The sequence below is a fragment of the Frigoriflavimonas asaccharolytica genome (genome assembly GCF_013294015.1).
In the GTDB taxonomy this organism is placed as follows: domain Bacteria; phylum Bacteroidota; class Bacteroidia; order Flavobacteriales; family Weeksellaceae; genus Frigoriflavimonas; species Frigoriflavimonas asaccharolytica.
Window position 1 is genome coordinate 1 of the sequence record NZ_JABSNO010000001.1, and the last position, 21,902, is coordinate 21,902.

The window sequence follows — 21,902 nt, forward strand, 5'->3', positions numbered from 1 at the left end:
TAAATAAACCCAAAACTTCTACGCTTTCCCAATAAAACATCTCTGATTATTTGGGACTGCAAAGATACATATATTTTCTATCCTACAAAATGTTTCTGAAAAAAATATTATAAAATATATCTACCCTCACGTATACTCCTACTCCCCTTTCGGGACTGCAAATATAAAACGACTTTTTGGTTCTGCAACTTAAAATCTCATATAATTTAATATATTTTCAATACAATTATCAATCAACTAAAAAACAGTATGTTAACCTAAGTTGTAAACTAAACAAAATATTATAAAAATTGATCCATAATCGCACTATAATTAATTAATCTTCTGAATTTCAAGCTCTTGCAAAATAATGGTCAAAAAATCTCCATATGATGAATCTACAGAAATTATGTCCCCAGTCTTTAAATTTAACCCTCCAACTCCACTTTTATCACTTTTAACTTTCAGAGATGAGATTAAAAAATATTGTTTTTTTTGATTTTGATTGTAAGATAATTTAACCGTAGAGCCGAAAAGACCTCTAGTAGATAATGAATAAATTTCTCCAGGTAACATTTCTAACCTTAAAAAGCTATTTTCTTTTAATAGAATATTTTCATCGTTCCATCTTATTTTTTGATCTTGTGCAGAAGACGCTATCAAAATGACTTCATTTTCTTGAGTGTGAAATAATGCTTTATCTAAATGATAAAGATTTAACTTATAATTTGACACATTTATTTTTGTGTCATTCTCATCTATTTTCAAGAAAGGCTGATATGCAAATGCATTTGCACCAACTTCTTTCGCTTTGGACAATATCTTTTTAAAAGTTTCTACATAATTACTAGAATACCCTTGAATTTCTATTTCTGCAAGAAATTTTGCGTCTTGATTTCCGTTGTCTATTTTATATAAAAATTGATCTGTATTCTTAAATGTACTTTCAATTTTATTAAAAACTACATTTTGTGCAGAAAAAAGATCAATAAAAAGGAAAAGAATAAATAGGATTCTGATTTTCATTTTTAGTTATTTAAATTTTCTAAACATTTTTCTAAGCTATTTTCCCAATGATGCAATTCTATACTATAATCTTTCTCAATTTTGCTTAAATCCATCGTGCTTCTAACTGGCCTTTTTGCTGGCGTTGGATATTCCAAAGTTGAGATTTCATTAATCTTAATTTGAGAACCAGAAAATTCCGCGATTTTCTTCGCAAAACTACTCCAGTTTGTTTCTGGAAAATTTGAAAAATGGTACACTCCAAACTTTTTATTTTTGAATCGTATAATTTGCATAATGCATTCTGCCAAATCGTTTGCATTTGTAGGCTGACCAAATTGATCTGCAACCACATTCAATTCGGATTTGTCTTTAAATAAATGAAGCATGGTTTTTACAAAATTTTTGTTAAATTCTGAATACAACCAAGAAGTTCTTATTATAATAGATTGCGGATTATACTCTAAAACAAAATTTTCGCCTTGTAATTTGGATTTTCCGTAAATACCTTGGGGGTTTGTAAAATTATCTTCGTCATAAGAAATATTGGTTTCCCCATCAAATACATAATCCGTTGAGATATGAATTAATATAGCGCCGTTCGCTTTACATGCTTCTGCAATATTTTTTGGACCATCTGCATTTACTGCGTATGCTTTCTCTTCTTCTTTTTCCGCTAAATCTACTGCTGTATATGCTGCAGCGTTGATACAAAACTGTGGTTTATTTTCATCCACAAAATTGAAAACTGCATCTCTATCTGTGATATCTACCGTTTGAGAATCTGCGAATATAAATTCGTAATCCCATTGATAATCATCTGCCAATTTTTGGAAACAATGTCCCAATTGACCATTACCTCCAAATACTATAATTTTTTCTGACATGAATTTAATTTATTTGGTTTGAATAACGGATTTATTTTGTCTACGCAGGAATTCTGATCTGGTTTTGAAATCTTTTTGATCCAAAGAAACAAGATATTTCTTAAAAAGTTCTTTTACGTCTTCTGGTTGAATCTCCGAAGCCCGGGTTTTCATGTTAAAATAGATCACATTGATCCACAAAACAGCATTGATTGTTTTCTCGTCTTCAGATTTCATTAGAATTTCTATTTTAGAAATTCTATCAGAAACTTCTATAGTTTTGCTGGTGATTACTACTTTTGCATTGTAGCGAACTTCTTTAAGATAAGCGATTTCGTTTTGAATGGTGATCCAAGTGCAACCAGTTTTTCTAGAATATTCTTCATAGGTGAATCCATAAAAAGATTCTACATGATCTTCTCTTGCATTGAGCATGTATTCTATATATTTCACATTATTCAGATGACCGATAGGATCGCAATCACTGAATCTAATTTTAGCTGATGAAGCTATTTCTTTTTCCATAAGACAAAAATAAAAAAACCACCCCGATTTGGGATGGTTTGTGGTTAAAAATTTAGTAAAATTTTAAAGACCTAGTTCTTTTTTCACAGCTGGTGTTGCATCTGGACCTGCTTTGTACACTAAAGATGTACTATTTGCATCCATTACATATTCCCAATTATTTGCAAGTGCCGCTTTTTTCACTGCAGCATTAAATTTTGCTTCAATAGGTGCAAATGCAGCGTCTTGTTTCTCATACAATTCTTTTTGAGCAGCAGCTTCTAGTTTTTTCACTTCTTCAAACATTTTTTGAAGCTCGTCTTGTCTAGTTTTGTTAACTTCTGCACTTTGTGCCGCAGATTCTTTTTGATATCTTTCATAGACAGCTTGTACAGCATCAGTTTTTTTCTTGATTTCTGCAGCTTTTGCAGTTTGAAAAGCTTCTAACTGGGTATCAGCTTTCTTTTTTTCTGGCATTGCGTTCAAAATACCTGTAACGTCTAAAGTTGCAGTTTTTTGTGCTTTTAATCCCATAGATGCAAACATAATAATGGCTGCAAATAGTACGCTTAATTTTTTCATAATAAATGTTGAATAATAATTGATTGTTGTTATATTTTAAATTGAATTACTTTTTATTTCTTGCTTTTTTTGGATCAGCATCTGTACCTTTTAATAATAGATTGAGAACCTTTTCTGTATAATCAAATCTATTATTGAGGAATATTACACTAATGTTATTGCTTTTATCAAACATTATGCCCAAACCATTTTTTTCTGAAATTGTGGTAATAGCATTGAATATTTGATCTTGAAATGGTTGTGTAAGATTTTTCCTTAAAGTTTCTATTTCTCCATTGGTACCAAATCTTAAACTGATGGTTGTTTTTATATTTTTTTCTAGATCTGTAACTTCTTTTTCTCTCAACCTTAATTGATCTCCGATTAAAAGAACTTTTTCATTTTCAAATGCGGATCTTTTTTTTTCGTAGTCTGACTGTAGGTTTTGTATATCTGTTTGCCAAGTAGCTACTTGCGCATTCAATCTTGCTTCTGCCTCTTTATAGAGCGGCATTTTATCTAAAATATAGTCTGTATCTACTACTCCAACTTTTTGTGCATTGGCAAAAATAATTAATCCAAAAAAAGCGGTAAGTATTTTTATTTTAAATAATAGATTTTTCATGCTTTATAGAGATTGGTTAAGAAGGAAGTGTCTATTATTACCTGCAACTTCTGTGCTACTTGCATTTGCTTTATCAAATCCATAAGCAAAATCAAAACCAATCAGCCCAAATGCTCCCATATATACTCTGATACCAACTCCTATAGATCTTTTTAATTGAAAAGGATTGTAAGCAGAAAATTTATTCCAAACGTTTCCACCTTCTGCAAATGTAAGCGCATATATTTTTGCAGTTTGGTTTAGGGATATTGGATATCTTAATTCCATTGCAAACCTATTGTAGATTGTACCACCACCTAATGGGGTAACGTCTTCTACAGTTCCATTTTGACCACCGTAAGAACTTGCATCATCATAACCTCTTAAAGGAATTAATTCTCTACCATCAAATCTACCTCCATTTATTGCGGTACCTCCTACATAAAATCTTTCAAATGGTGGTGCGCCCAGTTCGCTATTGTAACCATCCATGAAGCCCATCTCTGCAGTAGTTCTCAAAACTAATTTACCGAAAATTTCGTTAAAAGTCTCAGACTTAAATTTAACTTTGAAAAATTCTAGCGTTTTATATTTTTCTTCTGGGGATAATGCGGAGTAATCTTTTTTATTAAATAAAGAATACGGCGGAGTAAATTTAATAGAAGTTTCTATATTGGAACCTGATGTTGGGAAGATAGGATCTATACCTGCGGAGTTTCTACTTAAACCGATATTAAAATTAAAATTGGTTGCAGATCCATTATTAACCGCTGTGTCACCAAATTGGAACGGATAATTATCAAAGGTATATTTTTGAAATTGAACTCCCGTGTACAAAGAAAAATAATCATCTGGCCAAGATAGAAGTCTATTCAAACCTGCATTTGCAGAGAATATTTTCAACTTTTGATTTGGTGCATTTGTAACTGTATAATTAACATAAGATTGATTTACACCCACAGACAAAGCAGTTGGTCTTGTACCAAACAACCAAGGCTCTGTGAAGGAAATTCCATAATTTTGGAAATTTTGCCCAGCTTGCGCTTGTATTGATAGTGTTTGTCCATCTCCTTGTGGTACAGGTTTGAAATCTTTAAATTTTAAGAAATTTTTCAAAGAAAAATTATTAAAAGTAAGACCAAGTGTTCCAATAAAAGAACTTCCACCATATCCTGCTTGCAGCTGAACTTGAGAAGATCCTTTTTCTACTAATTTCCAATGTACATCTACAGTATTATCTGCTTGATTTGGTTGTATATCTTGTCCAATTTGTTGAGGATCAAAAAATTGCATAGATCCCAAATCGTAGTACGTTCTTTTTATATTACTCTTGCTAAAAAGGTCGCCTGGTTTTGTACGCAGAGATCTTAATACAACATGATCGTGCGTTGTAGTATTTCCACTCCAAGTAACCTTGTTCCACATGGCTTTTTCGCCTTCGTTTATTCTAATTTCTAAATCTATAGAATCTCCTTTCACAGATTTTTCTACCGGCACAACATTGGAAAATAAATAACCACTGTTCATGTAAAGTGATTTAATGTCGGAATCGTCTTCTTTTCCACCATCTTCACCTACTTTTTTATTGAAACCAACAGCATCATAGATATCACCGCTTTTGTAGCCCAGCTTTTGTTCTAAATAATCTGTAGAAAATGCAGTATTACCCGTGAAAGAAATATTTCCCACGTAGTATTGCTTTCCTTCGCTTAATTTTACGTTGATATCGAAGTTATTCTTTTCGTTTCTAACAACGGAATCATCAATAATTGTAGCATCTCTATATCCTAAAGAGTTGTAATAATTCAAAAGACTTTCTTTGTCTTCGATGTATTTTTCTTCTATAAATTTTGAGGGATTTAAAATACCACCAATGCTAAATCTCTTTTGCTTGGTATTTTTAAAAGCTTTTTTTCTTAATTTTTTGTCAGAAATCTGCTCATTTCCATCAAAATCTATATGGTCAATTTTGATGCGCTTGCCTTTTTGGATATTGATTGTCCAATCTACAAGACCAGGATCTTTGGCATTTACTTTATCTTCTATGGTTATTTTTGCATCTGCAAAGCCTTTTTTCACATACTCTTTTGGTACATTTGTTTTAAGAGAAGATACTAGATTTTCTGTAATTTTTGTCCCTGGCTTTAAGCCATTGTCTTTTGCTAGTTTTTCGTTTTTAGATTTTCCAATTCCTTTTCCGTCAAATTTTACTTCTCCTAATTCTTTTAGGTCTTCTAGTTTAAATTTTAAAACTACATTATCTCCTTCTACGCTTTCTACATAAACTTCTACAACTGAGAACGAATTCGTTTCCCAAAGTTTTTTTATAGCATTGCTAATTTTCTGCCCAGGAATATCTACAACCTCGCCTTTGGAAAGACCTGTAAATCTAAAGATTTGTGCAGGAGAATATTTTTTGACACCATCTACAACAATATCTTTCAAAACATAGGTTTTGTTTTGAATTTCTGCGTTCATAGCTGCATTTTCTGGCGCTTTGATAGTGTCTGTTGGTGTAACTTGACCATACAAATATGCTGATGAAACGAACATGATGATGGGGATGAATTTTAACTTCATTGTATATTTTTACTAACTTTAAATTTTATCTTCTTCTATTTGCTCGCTTGTTTTGCCGTATCTTCTTTCTTTATTTTGATAATCGTAGATGCATTGAAAGAATGTATCTTTATCAAAATCTGGCCAAAGCACATCTAAAAACTGCATTTCTGCATAGGCTATTTGCCACAATAGAAAATTACTTACTCTCACTTCTCCGCTGGTTCTTATCAAAAGATCTACTGGAGGAAAATCTTTTGTATAGAGATGATTTTCGAATACTTTTTCATTGATGTCTTCAATATTCAAGTTTCCGTCTTTTACCTCTTGGCTTATCATTTTCACAGCGTTCAAGATTTCTCTTTGCGAGCCGTAGCTTAATGCTAATATTAAATTGCCTTTATCATTATCTTTGGTAAGACTTTGTACATTTAGCAATTGTTCTTTCACTAAATCTGGCAATCTTTCTAAATCTCCTATTACATGTAAACGCAAACCTTTAGAAAAAATTTCTTCTGCTTCTTGTAATAATGTAACGGAGAGCAAATTCATTAAAGTATTTACCTCCTCATTTGGTCTGCTCCAGTTTTCTGAAGAGAACGTATATAATGTAAGATATGGAATTTCTAGTTCATTGCAAGCGTTGATAGCGTTGCGAACTGCTGTAATGGCGTTTCTATGACCAAAAGTTCTGTCTTCTCCTCTATATTTAGCCCATCTTCCGTTACCATCCATGATGATGGCTACGTGTTTGGGCAAATTTTCAGGATGTATTTTATCTTTTATCAAGGGCATTTTATTCGCAATAGCAAGGAGGACGTCCGAATGAATAAGTGATACCAACTGTAACACTATTTACCCAATCTTTCACGTTTTTATCTCCTACTTGTCTGTTTTTTAGCAATTCTGCTTCTCTTTCTTTGGAAACGGCAAAATAAACTCCCGTTTGCAATAATGATGTAGTGGTAGATGGTGCCAAAATATCTGCATTGTAAGAAGAGCTGATATCTTTCTCTTTAATATCACTATAATCTAATTGATCTGTAAACGTAGGCCTGAACATTAATTCTCCAGAAATTGCCCAGTTATGATTAAATTTATATTTCAAACCTGCACCAAATGGTATGTATGCATTTACTTTTTTACCTGAACTATATTCTACTGAGGTTACATAATCTAATTCGTTGACTGGAGATTGTGCAACTCCATTTACATCTCTTCGAAAATCATGCTTGAGCTGTGCTTGTGTAACATCGAACATCATTGCTCCTGCTCCTGCAAATATGTATGGGCTCAACATTCCTTTTTGCTCATTGTTCACTGGGAAGAAATAATATTCAAAAATAGCACTAGCTTCTAAAATATTATTTGTGCCAAATAATTTTCTGTTTCTACGGTATTCTTCTTTAGCATCTCTATCATCAAATTGAATGTGGCTGTATCCCAAATCAAATCTTAATGTTTGGTAAGGATTAAAATTCATTCTATAGGTAATACCTGCATAAGCTGGCAGACCAAAATCTTGTATATTATCTGTGTTTGGTGACTGGAGTAGGTAACTAGTTTTACCGATATCTCCTACAAGATTGCTTGTACCAAACCGAATGCCCAATTCATGTCTTTGTGCTTGCAAACTTGCAACGCTACTTACGATTAGAAATAAGCTAAAAAATAATTTTTTACTCATAGGACAATATAGTTGATGGTTATTATTTTTAATTGTTGCAAATATAAAACAATTTTACATTACAGAAATTATTAATGATACGTTAAATTTAGACAAATAAAACATAATTTTTAATACGAAACGCTAATAAACTGCAAAATAGTATTAAAAATTAAATTTCCGAAGAATATTACTTTCTATTAAATATCCTTTTTACAAGATTTTTTATTTTGATTAATGTTGGTTCTTCATAGTTTTTATCTTCATCAAAATAGCCGTAACCATAGCCGTAACCATAGCCATAACCGTAGCCATAACCGTAGCCATAGCCTTGTTTCACAGAGAAATCATTATATACAATACCAAGATTTTCTACCTCATCATTGTAATATTTTTCTGTAATCATCTTCAACATATATTTTTCTGTATATTCATGTCTAACTACATAAATATTGGCATCAGAATGCTTCATCAACTCAAAAGAATCTGCTACAAGACCAACTGGTGGGGAATCTATAATAATATAATCATAAGATTTTTTTAGTTCTTCTATTAAACCAAAATTCTTTGCACTCATCAATAATTCTGATGGATTTGGTGGTATTGGTCCAGCTGTAGCTACATCTAAACCTTCGATTTTTGTTTTGTTTATAATTTCGTCTAAGGATACTTCCCCTGTTAGATAATTAGAAATACCGTATTTGTTATTAATATTAAAATCTCCAAATATTTTTGGTTTACGAAGATCCATCCCAAGCAATATGGTTTTTTTACCGCTTAAGCCCAAAACTGATGCAATATTGATGGAGATAAATGTTTTTCCTTCTCCACCAACGGAGGAAGTTACAAGAATCACCTTGCTTTTGCCATCATCATTCGATAGAAAACGAAGATTGGCACGTATTCCACGGAAAGCTTCCGATATGGAAGATTGTGGAGTTTCTAGTACGGTAAGATTATTTTCATGAGTACTGCTTCCTATCACGCCTAATAAAGGGATTTTGGTTGCAGAAACTAATTCTTTTATATTTCTGATTTTACTATCTAATGCTTCTGTGAATAATAAAATAAGAAGCGGAAGCAATAGAAAACCTCCAAAAATACTATATTTTGTACCTCCTATGTTTGGACCAATAGGACCTTGACCAAGATTTTTCGCTTCATCTATGATGGTAATATCAGATTTAGCACTTTGTATTCTTATGTCCGTTTCGTTTTGTTTGGTCATCAAAGTATTGTAGGCAGCTTGTATCATATTGTAGCCACGCTCTGCGTCCAAATATTTCCTTTGCTTTTCTGGGTAGGTAGATAAATCTCCGTTTAGGCCTGCAATTTCGTTATTTATTCTTTGAATTTCCGTGTAGTAACCAGAATAATAATTTTTGATAGAACCGTTTGATCCTGTTCTTGCTTCATTTATCAATCTATTTATTTCCCTCATCGGTTCAGAATCTGGCGTGTAGATTGTTGCCATTTCTCTGCGTTTTAAATAAAGCGCTTTTAATTCAGAAACAGTAGCATCAAAGATTCCATCATTAATACCAGCTGCATTTGTGCTTATTAATTTGTCTAAATTTTGAGAAGCGAGTGTATTTTTTATTTGATTTAAAGAATTGATGCTTACCATCAATCCCGCTTTTTTAGCCTCTAATGTTTTTATTCTTTCTAAAGATCTGGTATCAAGATTTTCTATATCATATAGTTTTTCTGTCACCTTTAGATCATTCATATATCTTGCGCTGGAATCTAGTTTTTTCTTAATTCCTTCTATATTTTGTGTAAGATATATTTGGGTGTTTTTGTCTACCGTATTATTGTCTTTTAATCTTTTGGTTTTTAATTCTTCAATAGATGTATTTAAAAAATTTACGGTACCATTTAGATTATAGCCAGATTTACTAATATTCATAATAGTTGCAATCTCTTTATCAAAATCTACCGTTAGAGTACCTATAATTTGGTTTACGGAATCGTTGACAGATGAGAGTTTAATAATGATATTATCTAATTTTATCCCAGATTCTACGGTGTTTTTTACAAGTTTGAATTTTAAATTAGGAGATTCAAACCATTGTCCTATAGAGATTATCTTATTATTCGGGCGAGCAAAAGAGCCAATAGATTTAAATCCTTCAATTTGATAATTATATAAATTTGTAGACTGACCTTCTTCTGGAAGCACGACTTCATATTTGTCTCCACCTTTTGGTATAAGCGTGATGGCATAGTTTAATTGCTGTAAATGAGTTCTATCAACCTCTAGAGATACTGGTGAATCACTTCTATCTAGGTAGGTTTGCTTTATCAAACCTTTTGTGGAATAATTTGTATACAGATTTAGTTGATTAACTAAAAATTCATTGTGCGTTCTAGAAAGCAACATTTTTTTGAGGAACAAACCATCTTGATTTCCACTTTGTCCCCAAATAAAATTGATGGATTGGTTTGGCGTAAAGTAAGCAGCTGTATTGTTTGATATACTTAAAGAAAGGCTAGATTGATAGACTCTTTGCGCATAGTATTTTTCGTAAATATAAGAAATACCGTAAGCGAGAATTGCCATCAAGGCAAACCAATACCAGTTTTTCAGGAGTCTTCTGATGAAGTGTTCTATATCGAAAAATGCAAAAGTTCCTATTTTCTCCTTTTGAGGCAAACCTAGCGCTGTTGTTTTATGTTCTTTTCCTGGCAGCATATTTTATAATCTAGATAAAATTAAATAAATTGAAAGCGCCGTAGTGATAGCAGAAACTGCGGTAGTAATAGATTGAATAGGTGTATTTCCAAATCCAAAGAAAGCTTTCGGGCTTGTGTTTAAAAATATCATGTCGCCATTTTGAATATAAAAATATGGAGAATTCATGATATCTTCTCTAGTGAGATCTAATTTCACGGTTTTTATACCTTCTGGTAATTTTCTTTTTATGGTAACAGATTTTCTATCAATAGTTCTATTTAAACCTCCGTTTTGTGCTATAGCTTCATACAAATTGAGCGTTTGTGTATGAGAAACTTTTTCTCCGGTAAGACCTGTGCTTTCTATATCTCCTAGAATATAGTAGGTAATTCCATTAAGATTTAACCTTACTTCAGATTTTCCTTCTACAAAATTTTCATTCACTTTTCCTTGCAATACCGCAGCAATTTCTTCTAGTGTTTTACCTTCTGCTTTTAAATATCCTATGCCAAAAACATTAATATCTCCTTTAGAATCTACTTTTAAACCAGAAAAATACAAGGTTGCGTTTCCAGTTCCACTTTCTCCGGAAACTACTGTCACACCTGCACTATTTGCATTCAAACTTGAATAAAATTGTGCAGCATCCCCTTTTGGAGTGGTTACAATATCTAATTTTAAAATATCATTTTTTGTAACTCTATATTCTTGGATGTTATATGGCACAAGACCTTCTTCGTTTATAACTAAACTCTCGCTTGGCTGTGCGTATTTTATTTCCTTAGTACTAATACAGGATGTAAAAGCTAAAGAAATAACAAGGAGGATTAATAATTTAATTTTTTTCATTTCGTGTTGTATAATTTGCAAAAATAATATTTAAATATTACTTTTCTTTAATTTTAAAATAATATCTGGTAAATAGCAACCAAAAAAGCCGATAGACATGACGATTACAAATAGTAAATTTATATTTAAATGCCGAAGATAGTAGGCAATTGCCACTACAATTACATAGTAGCAAATAATATAGAATGAGCTTCTTCTATGGGTAAGGTCTAATTTTAATAACTTGTGATGGATGTGATTTTTGTCTGGACTTAAAGGAGATTTTCTCTTCAAAATTCTAATTACAATCACGTTCAAAGTGTCTACTATTGGCAATATCAAAATTGCAACAGCTATTACTGGTGCACTTTGCAAATGGTATTTAGGGATATTTGGATTTGCTTTGTCTACAAATAAATTGATAAAAATGATAGCTGTGAAAGCCAATAGAAAGCCTATCAACAATGACCCTGTATCTCCCATGAAAATTTTATTCATCCTATAATTTGACAAATTGTAGTACAAAAATGCCAAAACCGAAGCAATAATAATCATGCAAAGCACTACCAAAGGATAACTGTATTCTCCTAATCTGAAATAACTTAATCCAAAAACGACGCTGCAAATAATGGCAAAACCACCTGAAAGTCCGTCGATCCCATCTATTAAATTAAACGCATTTATTAAAATTATAAAAATAATACTGCTTACCAAAACGCTCACAAAATAGGTGATTTCGTAGATGCCAAAAAGACCGAAGAAACTCGTAATCCTCACATCAGAACCCAAAACCATCAAAATAGTAACGATTATCTGCGCAAGTAATTTTTTGTATGCTCTCACCACAACTATATCATCCATCACGCCGATGTATAATAAAATAACCAGTGATGCAAAGAGAAATTTATAAGAATCAAAAAGTTCGTATGCGAAAATTGGCGCGCAAAACCCAATAGAAGCAAAAATGGCAATTCCTCCCAAATTGGGAATTTTCCGCAGGTGAGAGCTTCTTATTCCTGGCTCATCCATTAAATTTTTCCTTCTAGAAATTTTGATAATTGCAGGAATTGAGTAAAAAGTAATGATGAAAGAAAATATAAAACTCAAAATTAGCTTCACCCAAAATAATGGTAAGCCAGTGTAGTTGATAAGTAAGTCTATATTATTCATATTTACCAAAGTTCATTTTGATATCTATCTATCGTAAAACTTCCCTTATGTCCATTTCCAGATCCGAAGTAGAAAAACATCATCGTTAAATACGTCATAAAGCCTAAATACAAAAATTGCTTGCTTCTTGCTTCTACAGCATACACAAGATTGGGCAAACAAAACATGGTTACAAAAAACATATAAGCACCAGGCAATCTTACCGCAAAAATCTCATTAGACCGGAAAATATAAAAGAGTGCTAAACCAAAAACTGCGATATTTCGCATGTATTCATAATACCAAACTTTTTCGCAGCCTTGCTTATCATATCTAATTAATATCGCAATCCAAAAAAGCTTTACCACATCATTCAGTCCAGATTCTACAGCGTTTCCATAGTATTTATCATTCAAGTATCCTGTGTAGGCACTACTCAAATCATCGGGTGCAATATTTTCAAAAATACCACCACCTAATTTATAAATTTCTAATGGAGATGTAATGACCGCCAAAATTAATATCCAAAAAATTCTTGTACTATTTAAAGGGATTCTTACCAACCAATATACTGGTACAAAAACAATAGATGTCTTATGAAATCCTAGTGCAAAATACATACACACCAAAAACAAAGGTAAATTTCTTTCTTTGATGAAACGAAAAGAAAATACACAAAATGCAATACCTAAACCTTGCCTCATCTGTCCGCTATCTTCAAAAAACATAATGGGCATGAAATAAAACAACATTGCCAATGCAGGAAACGCAACATCTTTGTAGATGGAATTAAATTTTAAAGAAATGGTGATGGCTGCCATCGTGAATGTAACCATATAAAATGGCATCCCAAGATCAAAAATTATTTTATTGAGGAGTACAAATATCCACTCGATCTCTTCTGTATTGGGGCGAAATAAAGCTTTATCAAACACATCTCCATAATCTGTATAAAGAGAAAAGCCTGCAAAAAGCATCTTGTAAACAGGATAATCTGCACCTACATTTATTCTAAAACCAACTGCAATTACAATCAAAATTCCTGCGATCCAAACAAAAATCTTCTGCTTTTTTTCTAGCTTAAATACTTCTTGATAACTCGCAAAAACGAGCAGAAGAAATATTGCAATAAAAATTGGATGTAAAATCGCCATTTATAACTTATAATTTAAACCAATATTAAAATAATTTTCTTCCCGAAGGAATATTAACCTTAAAAAACCAGCTTTTTCAGCGGCAAAGATATTGATTATTTCTTCTTATCAAAAAGTAAATATCTCTTTCCCTGCCTAAACTATCTATGATGACGTCTTAGATTTTTATTCTTTGATGATTTTGATAGATACATCGTCATTATTAATGATAAAATGGTAAACACCTTTTGGTAGAAAAGAAACATCTAAAACAGAATCTATGAGTTTTCCACTTTTAATAAATCTTCCAGTTTGATCAAATATTTTGAAATCAAAGTTTTTAATACCACTTTTGGAGGCAATTTTTAAAATGTTCTTCGTAGGATTTGGGAATAGTGTAATATCTTCTTCTGGGCTTTCGATAGAATTTTTGATGGTTGCAATACCTAAAGTTCCACCTTGCGGCATAGCATCTGGATCGTATCTTCCTATTTCTTCTCCATCTGCATCGTATTGAATTTTTGCGCACCTGCAAGGTATTGCACCTTGTGGTATAATGCCCGTACCTGTTTTTAAATTTGAATTTGCTGCTGCAGAACCCGTAGAAATCTCCAAAGCAATTGCTCTACCATAATTTTGATCTCCCAAAGAAGCAGACCAAACCGCTGTATTGTAGCCAATTAAGTCCATATTCGGATTGTTTCCCAGTGCTCTATATCCTGTCGCAGGAAAATTCCCGATATTATAATCAAATGTATTAAAAACCCAGCCATATCTCTTATTTTCGGAATTTCTCAAGATTTGAAACCCATTATATTTCAATGTATTGGTGCCACCGATATTATATTCAGTAGTTTGATTCAAACCATATCTAAGTACACTTACTCCTTGCAAAGTTTTATTTTCTCTAAATATATTGCCAAAATACCACGGTGAATTGCCATATTGTCCATCATCTATAAGTTCATTGGTGTTTCCTGTAAGGTAAGCAAAAGAAACATCTGGAATTCTCCAACCTTGCGGACAAGGATCAAACGGAGATTTCTTTTCACCATGTCCCCATCTTTCTTGGAAAGAATTGCTTTTGTTAGAAATCCAATCAATATTGTTTTGTAAATTCCCAGAAACAGTGGTGAAATTTGTATTATATAATAAATGCAGAGGATTTGCTACAGAATATTTTAATACTTTTCTTATTTGAATATATTTTGGATCTGTAGGTAGCACATTTGCATTAAGCCCATTTGTATAGGTATTGTAGGGAATACTATAGGAAGCAGACTTATGTGTGCTGTAGGATAGCGAAGTTGCATACAGGGAATTCCCATTTGCATCTTTTCCACTTTCTAAAAAAACAACATAAGAGTCATCTCCAACTCCACTTGTTGCTCCAGCAGGAATTACAGGATTGAAAAAAGCTGGAAGAGGATCTTTTCTTCCCCATTGATAAAACATACCCCCAGAATTTCTTATTTGCTGAATTTCTGCAGCATTTGGAGTAGTAGAAATACTAGGAAAACTTTGCAAAGCGCCCAAATTTCTATCCATAAAAACCGTAGACAATGGCGGCAAACCGCTTTTTGTAGGGTTTACTAAATTATTAGCACTGGTAAGAATATCCTCTGTTTTATAATTTGCAAGTGCGATTGGTGCAGTTTGCGGTGCCCATAAATGCCAACTCCAAATTGTAGTACCCAATCCATCTATTAAAGAAACGACAGCATTTCCCTTAGGATTATTGTTCCCAAATTCTACATTAATAGTAGCATTTTCATCTGTTCCTACAACGGATACTTTTTTTACTAAATTCTGATTGGTAGTCCACACCACTTTAGTTTGGAAAGGACCAGAAGGCAATTGATGATCTGATAGATATTGATTAAAAATTGCGAAAGCCTTACTGATAGGTATTGCAAGATTTACTTGCGCATCTTCAATAATGTAAGAATTAGGATTGTAAAGCCCAGTTTTGTAATTTAATTGATTATTAGAAAAATATTCTGTTTCATAATTTGGCAAGCTGTTTTTGTTCGGGTCTTCTATGCATCTTACGGTTAATCCAAAAGTATTTATGGCACTATTGTTTGTATGATCTATTCTGTAAAGTCCAAAATTTGGATCTACGTTTAACCTCGCAAAATCATTTATTAAGCCTAAATATCTTACTCCATTTAATCCTAGAGTTGCACTCCAAGTATTTATTTCTGAAGCCACATCCAAAAAATTATTACTGGTGAAAGAATTAGAGCCATTATTTGCGATTATTCTTCCAGAAAGAGGCATTTTGCCCATATCTCTTCCATTCACATTCGTGAAATCCACTCCTAATGCTGGAAAAATTCTTATATCTGGAAAAAGATCGTTTGCCGTGCTGCTTCCATCAGGATTAAGTAAGGCATCCGTCAAATCATCATTATTTGTAGAATTCCTACCCCAAACAGAAAATTTACTTTGTGTAGAATTTGCACTTTTGTAAGACGGTACTCTAAAATTACACGGACAAGGATCAAAAGGAGATTTTATCTGATAGCCAGAAAATCCAAGTTGTCCAGGAAGTATTTGTGTTACATTTCCTTTGTTATTATCTCCCCATAAATCGTAATATTTTGTATTGGCGTTTTCAAAAATGGAAGAAGAAAACCATGCGTCTAAACTTCCTTGCTGTATATTACTTCTTTCTATCAAAGTGAGTGGATTGAGCACAGAAAAACGAATATTATCAAAAATAGCGGCACTCGGCCTTATTGCTTTAGGTATTTTTACACCCGGATAGAATGCATTATCTACAATCCCAAATCGCTGCGTATATAATTCTTGATAAAGTCCATCTTTCGTAGTTAGACTAGGGAAAGGATCTTTTCTTCCCCATTGGTAATATAATCCGTTGGATTTTGCCCAGCCATTTCCTACAAAATCATCACTTGTAGCGCCTAGATTTCTATCCATTATTTTAGGAATAAATGAAGTTGTATTATCTACCTTATAATCTAAGCCCGTTGTATTGGTTTCTGCTACGGTTGGTGTATCCGTCACCCAAACATGCCAACTCCAGTATACATCATCATTGGCGTTTCCATTTGTGCCAATATGGAATGCAATTACCGCATTTCCTTTTCCCTTTGCTTTGTCTATTTCTACTTTTATTTTAGCATCTTTTGGTGTAGCTCCTGGTACTATGACTACAGATTTAATTATACCAGAAACATCTTCCCAAAAAACTGAAGTAGATTGAACTCCTGCAAAAACCTGATTAACATCTCCCATATAATTGCCATTTTCCCACATATCATAGGCTTTTTTCACAGGTATGTAAAGTCCGTCATTTTGCGGCAAGCTATTATCAAATATAAAACTATTTGGAGCTGCTAATAATGTGGGATCCAGTATTGTAGGAGCTATTGCGTTGCTAGTAATGTTTTGCGAAAAGGAAAAATTTGAAAAGAAAAGTAAAATTAGTAAATATCTATAATTCATATTAAGTTTGTTCTGACTTAAATATAATCAAAAATATTGGAACTATTTAACCAATCTGAAAACAATTTGTTTATTTACATAAAAATACATTAAATAGAAAATCTTTTTTTTTAAAGTTAGACTCAAAAAATAATTTTTACCAAAACGTTTGTATCTGAGAATATCGATTGTAGAAATTTTCCGATTATTTCTAAATTTTTTCAATTCGGAAGACATTTTTAAAAAAGATTCTTCATCCCTCACGAAAGCTAAATATGCCAAAAAAGTATAAACTCCTTCTAAAATATGAAACCCTTTAAGTTCTCTTGTATAAATTTTGAAATCAGAATTTGAAAAAGATTTTTCCACGTTTTCTACCGCTTTCAAAATATCTAATCCTTTTTCTGTATGCGTTTTCGAAATAGAATCTGCTCTTTCTAAATATTGATAATGATAGTTTTGCGTCTGCACAATCGTTTTGCACCTCAACAATAATTGTGGAATTAGTTCTATATCTTCAAAATGCATCCCTTTTTGAAATCTTTTTCCCGCAAATAATTCTTTTTTAAATAGTTTGTTGCACGCAAAATAACTCATATCTGAAAAAACCGAAAAATTGTTTTTCAAATCGATAACTTCTGGCATATTTGGAATTTGAGTGAGTTTTTGGATAATTTTTCCAACCTCATCTACTTTTTGAAGATTGCAAATTGCCATTTCTGCCTTATTTTTTTTGGTGAGCTGGTACATTTCTTCAAACATTGTTTGGGAAATATAATCGTCTGAATCTACAAAACCAATATATTCTCCAACCGCTCTATCAATTCCAAAATTCCTAGCATCGCTCAAACCTCCGTTTTCTTTGGTAAAAGATTTTATTTTTAAAGGAAAATTGGATTGGAATTCATCAATTATTTTTTGAGAACAATCTGTACTTCCATCATTTATTACCAAAATTTCTAAATCTTGTAAAGTTTGACTTACCAATGAATTCAAACATTTTTCTAGATATTTTTCAACATTATAAACGGGAACAATTACAGAAACCATCATAAATGCAAAGCTTTCTGCAATCTTGGGTTGATGTTTCCACTTTTTGCATTTTTATAGTCATTAAAACTGCAAGGAATGCAATTTTCTACATTTTCATCCTCTCCAAAATACCACAGATTGGAAAACGTGTCTTTTTGGAAGGTAAATTTTTCATCATCACTCAACACATAGAAAAATTCCATTTTTTTCTCCTTCGGATGGGTTTTTTGTATCGTCAAACCTTCTAGAAAATACCAAATCATCTGTGCCAAAAGTTGATGATTCAGAACTGAACTGGTTTCTAAATTCAAATTAAAAATTCCCAGAGATTGCAGATTCTCACTTAAGCCAATTTCTTTCATGTAGGTGCAAACCTCTCTTCTATTCAAGCCATTTACTTGCGGATTTAGAGAAAATGCTTCTCCAAAACTTTCTACCGCATCTGCATTTACGGTTGCCAAATGTGCCTTTCGGAAAAATGGTTCTACATCGTTAGAATCCTTAATCATTTCTGCCAAACGAACTATATCGAAATCGACTTCTTTGATGAGTTTAATTCCATGATCATCATTCAAATGTTTTTGATATCCCAAATGCGAATAATGCTTGAGCGAAAAATTTTTGGAAGAAAATAATCTGGATAAATAATTTTTCTCACTCAAATCTCCTTCATTATCTGCAAGCTCAACTTTATTAGAAACTTGAGTATAATAGATGTTTTTTTGATGAAAATTTAAAGCTGAAAAAAGGGAAAAACCTAAATCAGAAGTTCCACCAATGATAATAGGGATCGTCTTTTTGTAATGACAAGCAGATAGTACTTCTTGCAAAATGTAGTGCGTATCTTGGTAAGATTTTCCGCTAATTAGATTTCCAAAATCAAAAATAGGCAAATTAAAATCTGATGCAGAAAGTTGAAACAATTCCTTTCGAAAACCCTCAAAATCCACTTTTGCTTCACCTTTTTCCGCTCCCCGCAAATCTGAAACAAGCAAAATTGCGATTCCGTTTTCGGGTAAATCTTCTACAAGCAAATTGCCCAATTGCCATTTTTCAAAATGTTTTTTTTGCGGAAATAAGATGAAATCTTCGAAATTCATTAATAATATTTTTTAAAAACTTCTGCAAATAAACGAAAAAAGGCACAGATTATAAACTGTGCCTTTTGATTGTAGTTAAATTTATTTTACTTTTTCGCCGCCGGTTTTTTTGCAGGTGCTTTTTTCGCGGCTGGCTTTTTTGCCGCAACTGCTTTCTTTTTTGCTGGCGCCTTTTTCTTCACAACTTTGAAGGCATTTTTATCTTGATCCGTGATCCAAGCTTTTACTTCATCTAGAGAAATTTCTAGCAAATCTTCTGGAGTATATTTTTCACCTTCCTTTGTTCTAGGGATTTTAAAAATTTTCTTGTTCAATTTTACCAGTGGTCCCCATCTCGCGTTTTCTATGGAAATTTTCTCGTCTTCCCATTGTTGAATGTATCTATTGGCTTCTTTTTCCAATTTTGCATCTATCAATTCTGCAATATCATTCTGGCTTAAATTATCAAAATCATAGCGTTTTGGCACATTGATGAAAATTCCTTTAAATTTAATGAAAGGTCCAAATCTCCCTGTTCCTTTGGTTACACCTTCACCTTTATAAGAAGCTATTGGCGCGTCTGCTATTTGCTTTTCTTTTATTATTTCTTGGGCTCTTTCATCATTCACAGCCAGTGGATTTTCACCTTTTGGGATGCTGATAAATTCTTCTCCCCATTTTACATAAGGTCCAAATCTTCCTAAACCAACCAAAACTGGTTTTCCCTCATATTCTGTAAGATCAAATGGAATTTTGAAAAGTTCTAAAGCTTCCTCAAAAGTGATGGTCGCAATATTTTGATGCGCCATCAAACTTGCAAATTTTGGAGTTTCTTCATCGTCTTGCTCGCCGATTTGCACCATTGGTCCAAATCTTCCGATTCTTGCGATTAGCGTTTTGCCCGATTTTGGATCTTTTCCTAAAATTCTTTCTCCATTTGCACGGTCTGCATTTTCTTGCACATCTTCAATTCTCGGATGAAAATCATTGTAGAAATTGTGCAAAGTATCTTTCCATTTTTCTTGTCCGTTTGCAATATCATCAAAATCTTGCTCCACTTTTGCTGTGAAACCATAATCTAGAACTTCTGCAAAATTTTCGGCTAGAAAATCATTTACAACTTCACCAATATCTGTAGGAACGAATTTATTTTTATCGCCACCAAATTTATCTATTAATGTTTCAGATTTTATTTCATTTTTTGCCAGCGTGATTTTTAGGATGTCTCTTTCCTGCGGATCTATTTCTCTCTTGTCTACGTATTCTCTATTTTGTATCGTTTGGATAGTTGGTGCGTAAGTAGAAGGTCTTCCGATGCCTAATTCCTCCAATTTTTTCACCAAACCTGCTTCTGTAAATCTTGCACTCGGCTTTGAAAATTTTTCTGTAGCCGTAATTTTTTTGTAGGATAAAATTTCTCCTACGCTTACTTTTGGCAACAATTTTTCGTTGTCTTCTGCATCGTCTTCATCATTTTTGAAAATACCATACGCTCTCAAAAATCCATCAAAAACGATTACTTCTCCTTGCGCTTCAAAATGTTGTGGCAATTTTTCATTCCCGATTTCTATAACGGTTTTTTCTATTTTGGCATTTTCCATTTGGCTCGCCAATGTTCTCTTGTAAATTAATTGGTATAATTTATTCAATTGCGCATCCGGAACATTTTTTACACCAAAATCAGTTGGGCGAATTGCCTCGTGAGCTTCTTGTGCAGAAGAAGATTTTGTGGTATAATTTCTTGGTTTGCTGTATTCTTTGCCATATTCTTTTAAGATCTGAACTTCTGCACCATTGATGGCATCTTGAGAAAGATTCACAGAATCCGTTCTCATATAAGTAATGAAACCTTCTTCGTACAATCTTTGGGCTACTCTCATCGTTCCAGAAACGCCGTAACCTAATCTATTACTGGCTTCTTGTTGTAAGGTTGATGTGGTGAAAGGTGCCGAAGCAGTTCTTGTACCAGGTTTTTTCTCAACATTTAAAACTTTAAAATCTACTTCCTGAGATTGTTTCAAGAAATTTTCTGCGTCGGCTCCATTGGGAAAATCTTTTTTCAGCTTAGCCGCAATATCCTGTTGCTCTTTATTGGTGAAAACTCCTTCTACTTTGAAGGTGCTTTTCGGCTCAAAATGTCTTATTTCTTTTTCTCTTTCTACTACCAATCTTACGGCAACAGATTGAACTCTACCTGCGGAAAGTCCTGGTTTTACTTTTTTCCAGAGAACTGGAGACATTTCAAAACCTACAATTCTATCTAAAATTCTTCTTGCTTGTTGCGCATTTACTAAATTTTGATCTATTTTTCTTGGATTTTCTATCGCTTTTAGAATTGCATTTTTTGTAATTTCATGAAAAACAATACGCCTTGTATTTTCTTCTTTCAATTTCAATTCTTCTGCCAAATGCCAAGATATTGCCTCACCTTCACGATCCTCATCCGAAGCCAACCAAACGATTGTCGCTTTTTTTGCTGCGGCTTTTAGTTCTGTTACAATTTTCTTTTTGTCTACAGAAACTTCATAATCCGGTGTGAAAGTTTCCAAATCTATACCCATCCCTTTTTTAGGGAGATCGCGAATGTGTCCGAAACTAGATTTCACCTCGTAATCACTACCCAAATATTTCTGAATGGTTTTTGCTTTTGCGGGTGATTCTACAATTACTAGGTTTTTTGACATAAAAGAATTTTTGCAAAAGTATATTATTTTTTTTTAGACCGAATTTATTTCCAATATAAAATTTCTATGATTTATATCTGCATTGCATAATATACCAAACAATTTGCTGCGCAAATTTAATAA

16 protein-coding genes are annotated in these 21,902 nt (G+C 32.7%); all 16 read right to left on the reverse strand.

All coding sequences use genetic code 11. The features are described 5' to 3' along the window. Window positions 1-312 precede the first annotated feature (312 nt). Window positions 313-1,005 (reverse strand): hypothetical protein, encoded by a 693-nt coding sequence (locus tag HNQ03_RS00005; protein ID WP_173777584.1) that lies wholly within the window; start codon window positions 1,003-1,005, stop codon window positions 313-315. 2 nt (window positions 1,006-1,007) lie between these two features. Next, window positions 1,008-1,871 (reverse strand): dTDP-4-dehydrorhamnose reductase, encoded by an 864-nt coding sequence (rfbD, locus tag HNQ03_RS00010; RefSeq protein WP_173777585.1) that lies wholly within the window; start codon window positions 1,869-1,871, stop codon window positions 1,008-1,010. A 9-nt stretch (window positions 1,872-1,880) separates the two neighbouring features. Beyond that, entirely contained in the window at window positions 1,881-2,375 is a 495-nt protein-coding gene (locus HNQ03_RS00015; protein WP_173777586.1) for an acyl-CoA thioesterase, read from the reverse strand. A 63-nt stretch (window positions 2,376-2,438) separates the two neighbouring features. Further along, on the reverse strand, window positions 2,439-2,936 hold the full coding sequence (locus tag HNQ03_RS00020; RefSeq protein ID WP_173777587.1) for an OmpH family outer membrane protein: 498 nt from the start codon (window positions 2,934-2,936) through the stop codon (window positions 2,439-2,441). A 46-nt stretch (window positions 2,937-2,982) separates the two neighbouring features. Further along, the gene (locus HNQ03_RS00025; RefSeq protein WP_173777588.1) at window positions 2,983-3,540 is read right to left on the reverse strand and encodes an OmpH family outer membrane protein; all 558 of its coding nucleotides are present in this window, start codon (window positions 3,538-3,540) and stop codon (window positions 2,983-2,985) included. Window positions 3,541-3,543: 3 nt separating this feature from the next. After that, window positions 3,544-6,099, reverse strand: coding sequence for an outer membrane protein assembly factor BamA (gene bamA / locus HNQ03_RS00030; RefSeq protein WP_173777589.1), 2,556 nt, complete (start codon window positions 6,097-6,099; stop codon window positions 3,544-3,546). Window positions 6,100-6,117: 18 nt separating this feature from the next. Beyond that, entirely contained in the window at window positions 6,118-6,873 is a 756-nt protein-coding gene (uppS, locus tag HNQ03_RS00035; RefSeq protein ID WP_173777590.1) for a polyprenyl diphosphate synthase, read from the reverse strand. Window position 6,874: 1 nt separating this feature from the next. Then, window positions 6,875-7,765 carry a type IX secretion system protein PorG gene (gene porG, locus HNQ03_RS00040; RefSeq protein ID WP_173777591.1) on the reverse strand — a complete coding sequence of 297 codons (891 nt, stop codon included), beginning with the start codon at window positions 7,763-7,765 and terminating at the stop codon, window positions 6,875-6,877. Between the two features lie 169 nt (window positions 7,766-7,934). Next, window positions 7,935-10,439: an exopolysaccharide transport family protein gene (locus HNQ03_RS00045; protein ID WP_173777592.1), complete on the reverse strand. Its 2,505-nt coding sequence runs from the start codon at window positions 10,437-10,439 to the stop codon at window positions 7,935-7,937. 3 nt (window positions 10,440-10,442) lie between these two features. Continuing rightward, window positions 10,443-11,270, reverse strand: a complete 828-nt coding sequence (locus HNQ03_RS00050) for a polysaccharide biosynthesis/export family protein (protein ID WP_173777593.1) — start codon at window positions 11,268-11,270, stop codon at window positions 10,443-10,445. A gap of 30 nt (window positions 11,271-11,300) precedes the next feature. Continuing rightward, window positions 11,301-12,419: a glycosyltransferase family 4 protein gene (locus tag HNQ03_RS00055; RefSeq protein ID WP_173777594.1), complete on the reverse strand. Its 1,119-nt coding sequence runs from the start codon at window positions 12,417-12,419 to the stop codon at window positions 11,301-11,303. 2 nt (window positions 12,420-12,421) lie between these two features. Next, window positions 12,422-13,552: an EpsG family protein gene (locus tag HNQ03_RS00060; protein WP_173777595.1), complete on the reverse strand. Its 1,131-nt coding sequence runs from the start codon at window positions 13,550-13,552 to the stop codon at window positions 12,422-12,424. A gap of 165 nt (window positions 13,553-13,717) precedes the next feature. Continuing rightward, entirely contained in the window at window positions 13,718-17,005 is a 3,288-nt protein-coding gene (locus HNQ03_RS00065) for a T9SS type A sorting domain-containing protein (RefSeq protein ID WP_173777596.1), read from the reverse strand. A gap of 42 nt (window positions 17,006-17,047) precedes the next feature. Continuing rightward, entirely contained in the window at window positions 17,048-18,037 is a 990-nt protein-coding gene (locus HNQ03_RS00070; RefSeq protein ID WP_173777597.1) for a glycosyltransferase family 2 protein, read from the reverse strand. Further along, window positions 18,034-19,116 carry an arginase family protein gene (locus HNQ03_RS00075; protein ID WP_173777598.1) on the reverse strand — a complete coding sequence of 361 codons (1,083 nt, stop codon included), beginning with the start codon at window positions 19,114-19,116 and terminating at the stop codon, window positions 18,034-18,036. Before HNQ03_RS00075 ends, HNQ03_RS00070 begins: the two co-directional genes overlap by 4 nt. Before the next feature lie 86 nt (window positions 19,117-19,202). Continuing rightward, entirely contained in the window at window positions 19,203-21,779 is a 2,577-nt protein-coding gene (topA, locus tag HNQ03_RS00080) for a type I DNA topoisomerase (RefSeq protein ID WP_173777599.1), read from the reverse strand. Between the last annotated feature and the right edge of the window lie 123 nt (window positions 21,780-21,902).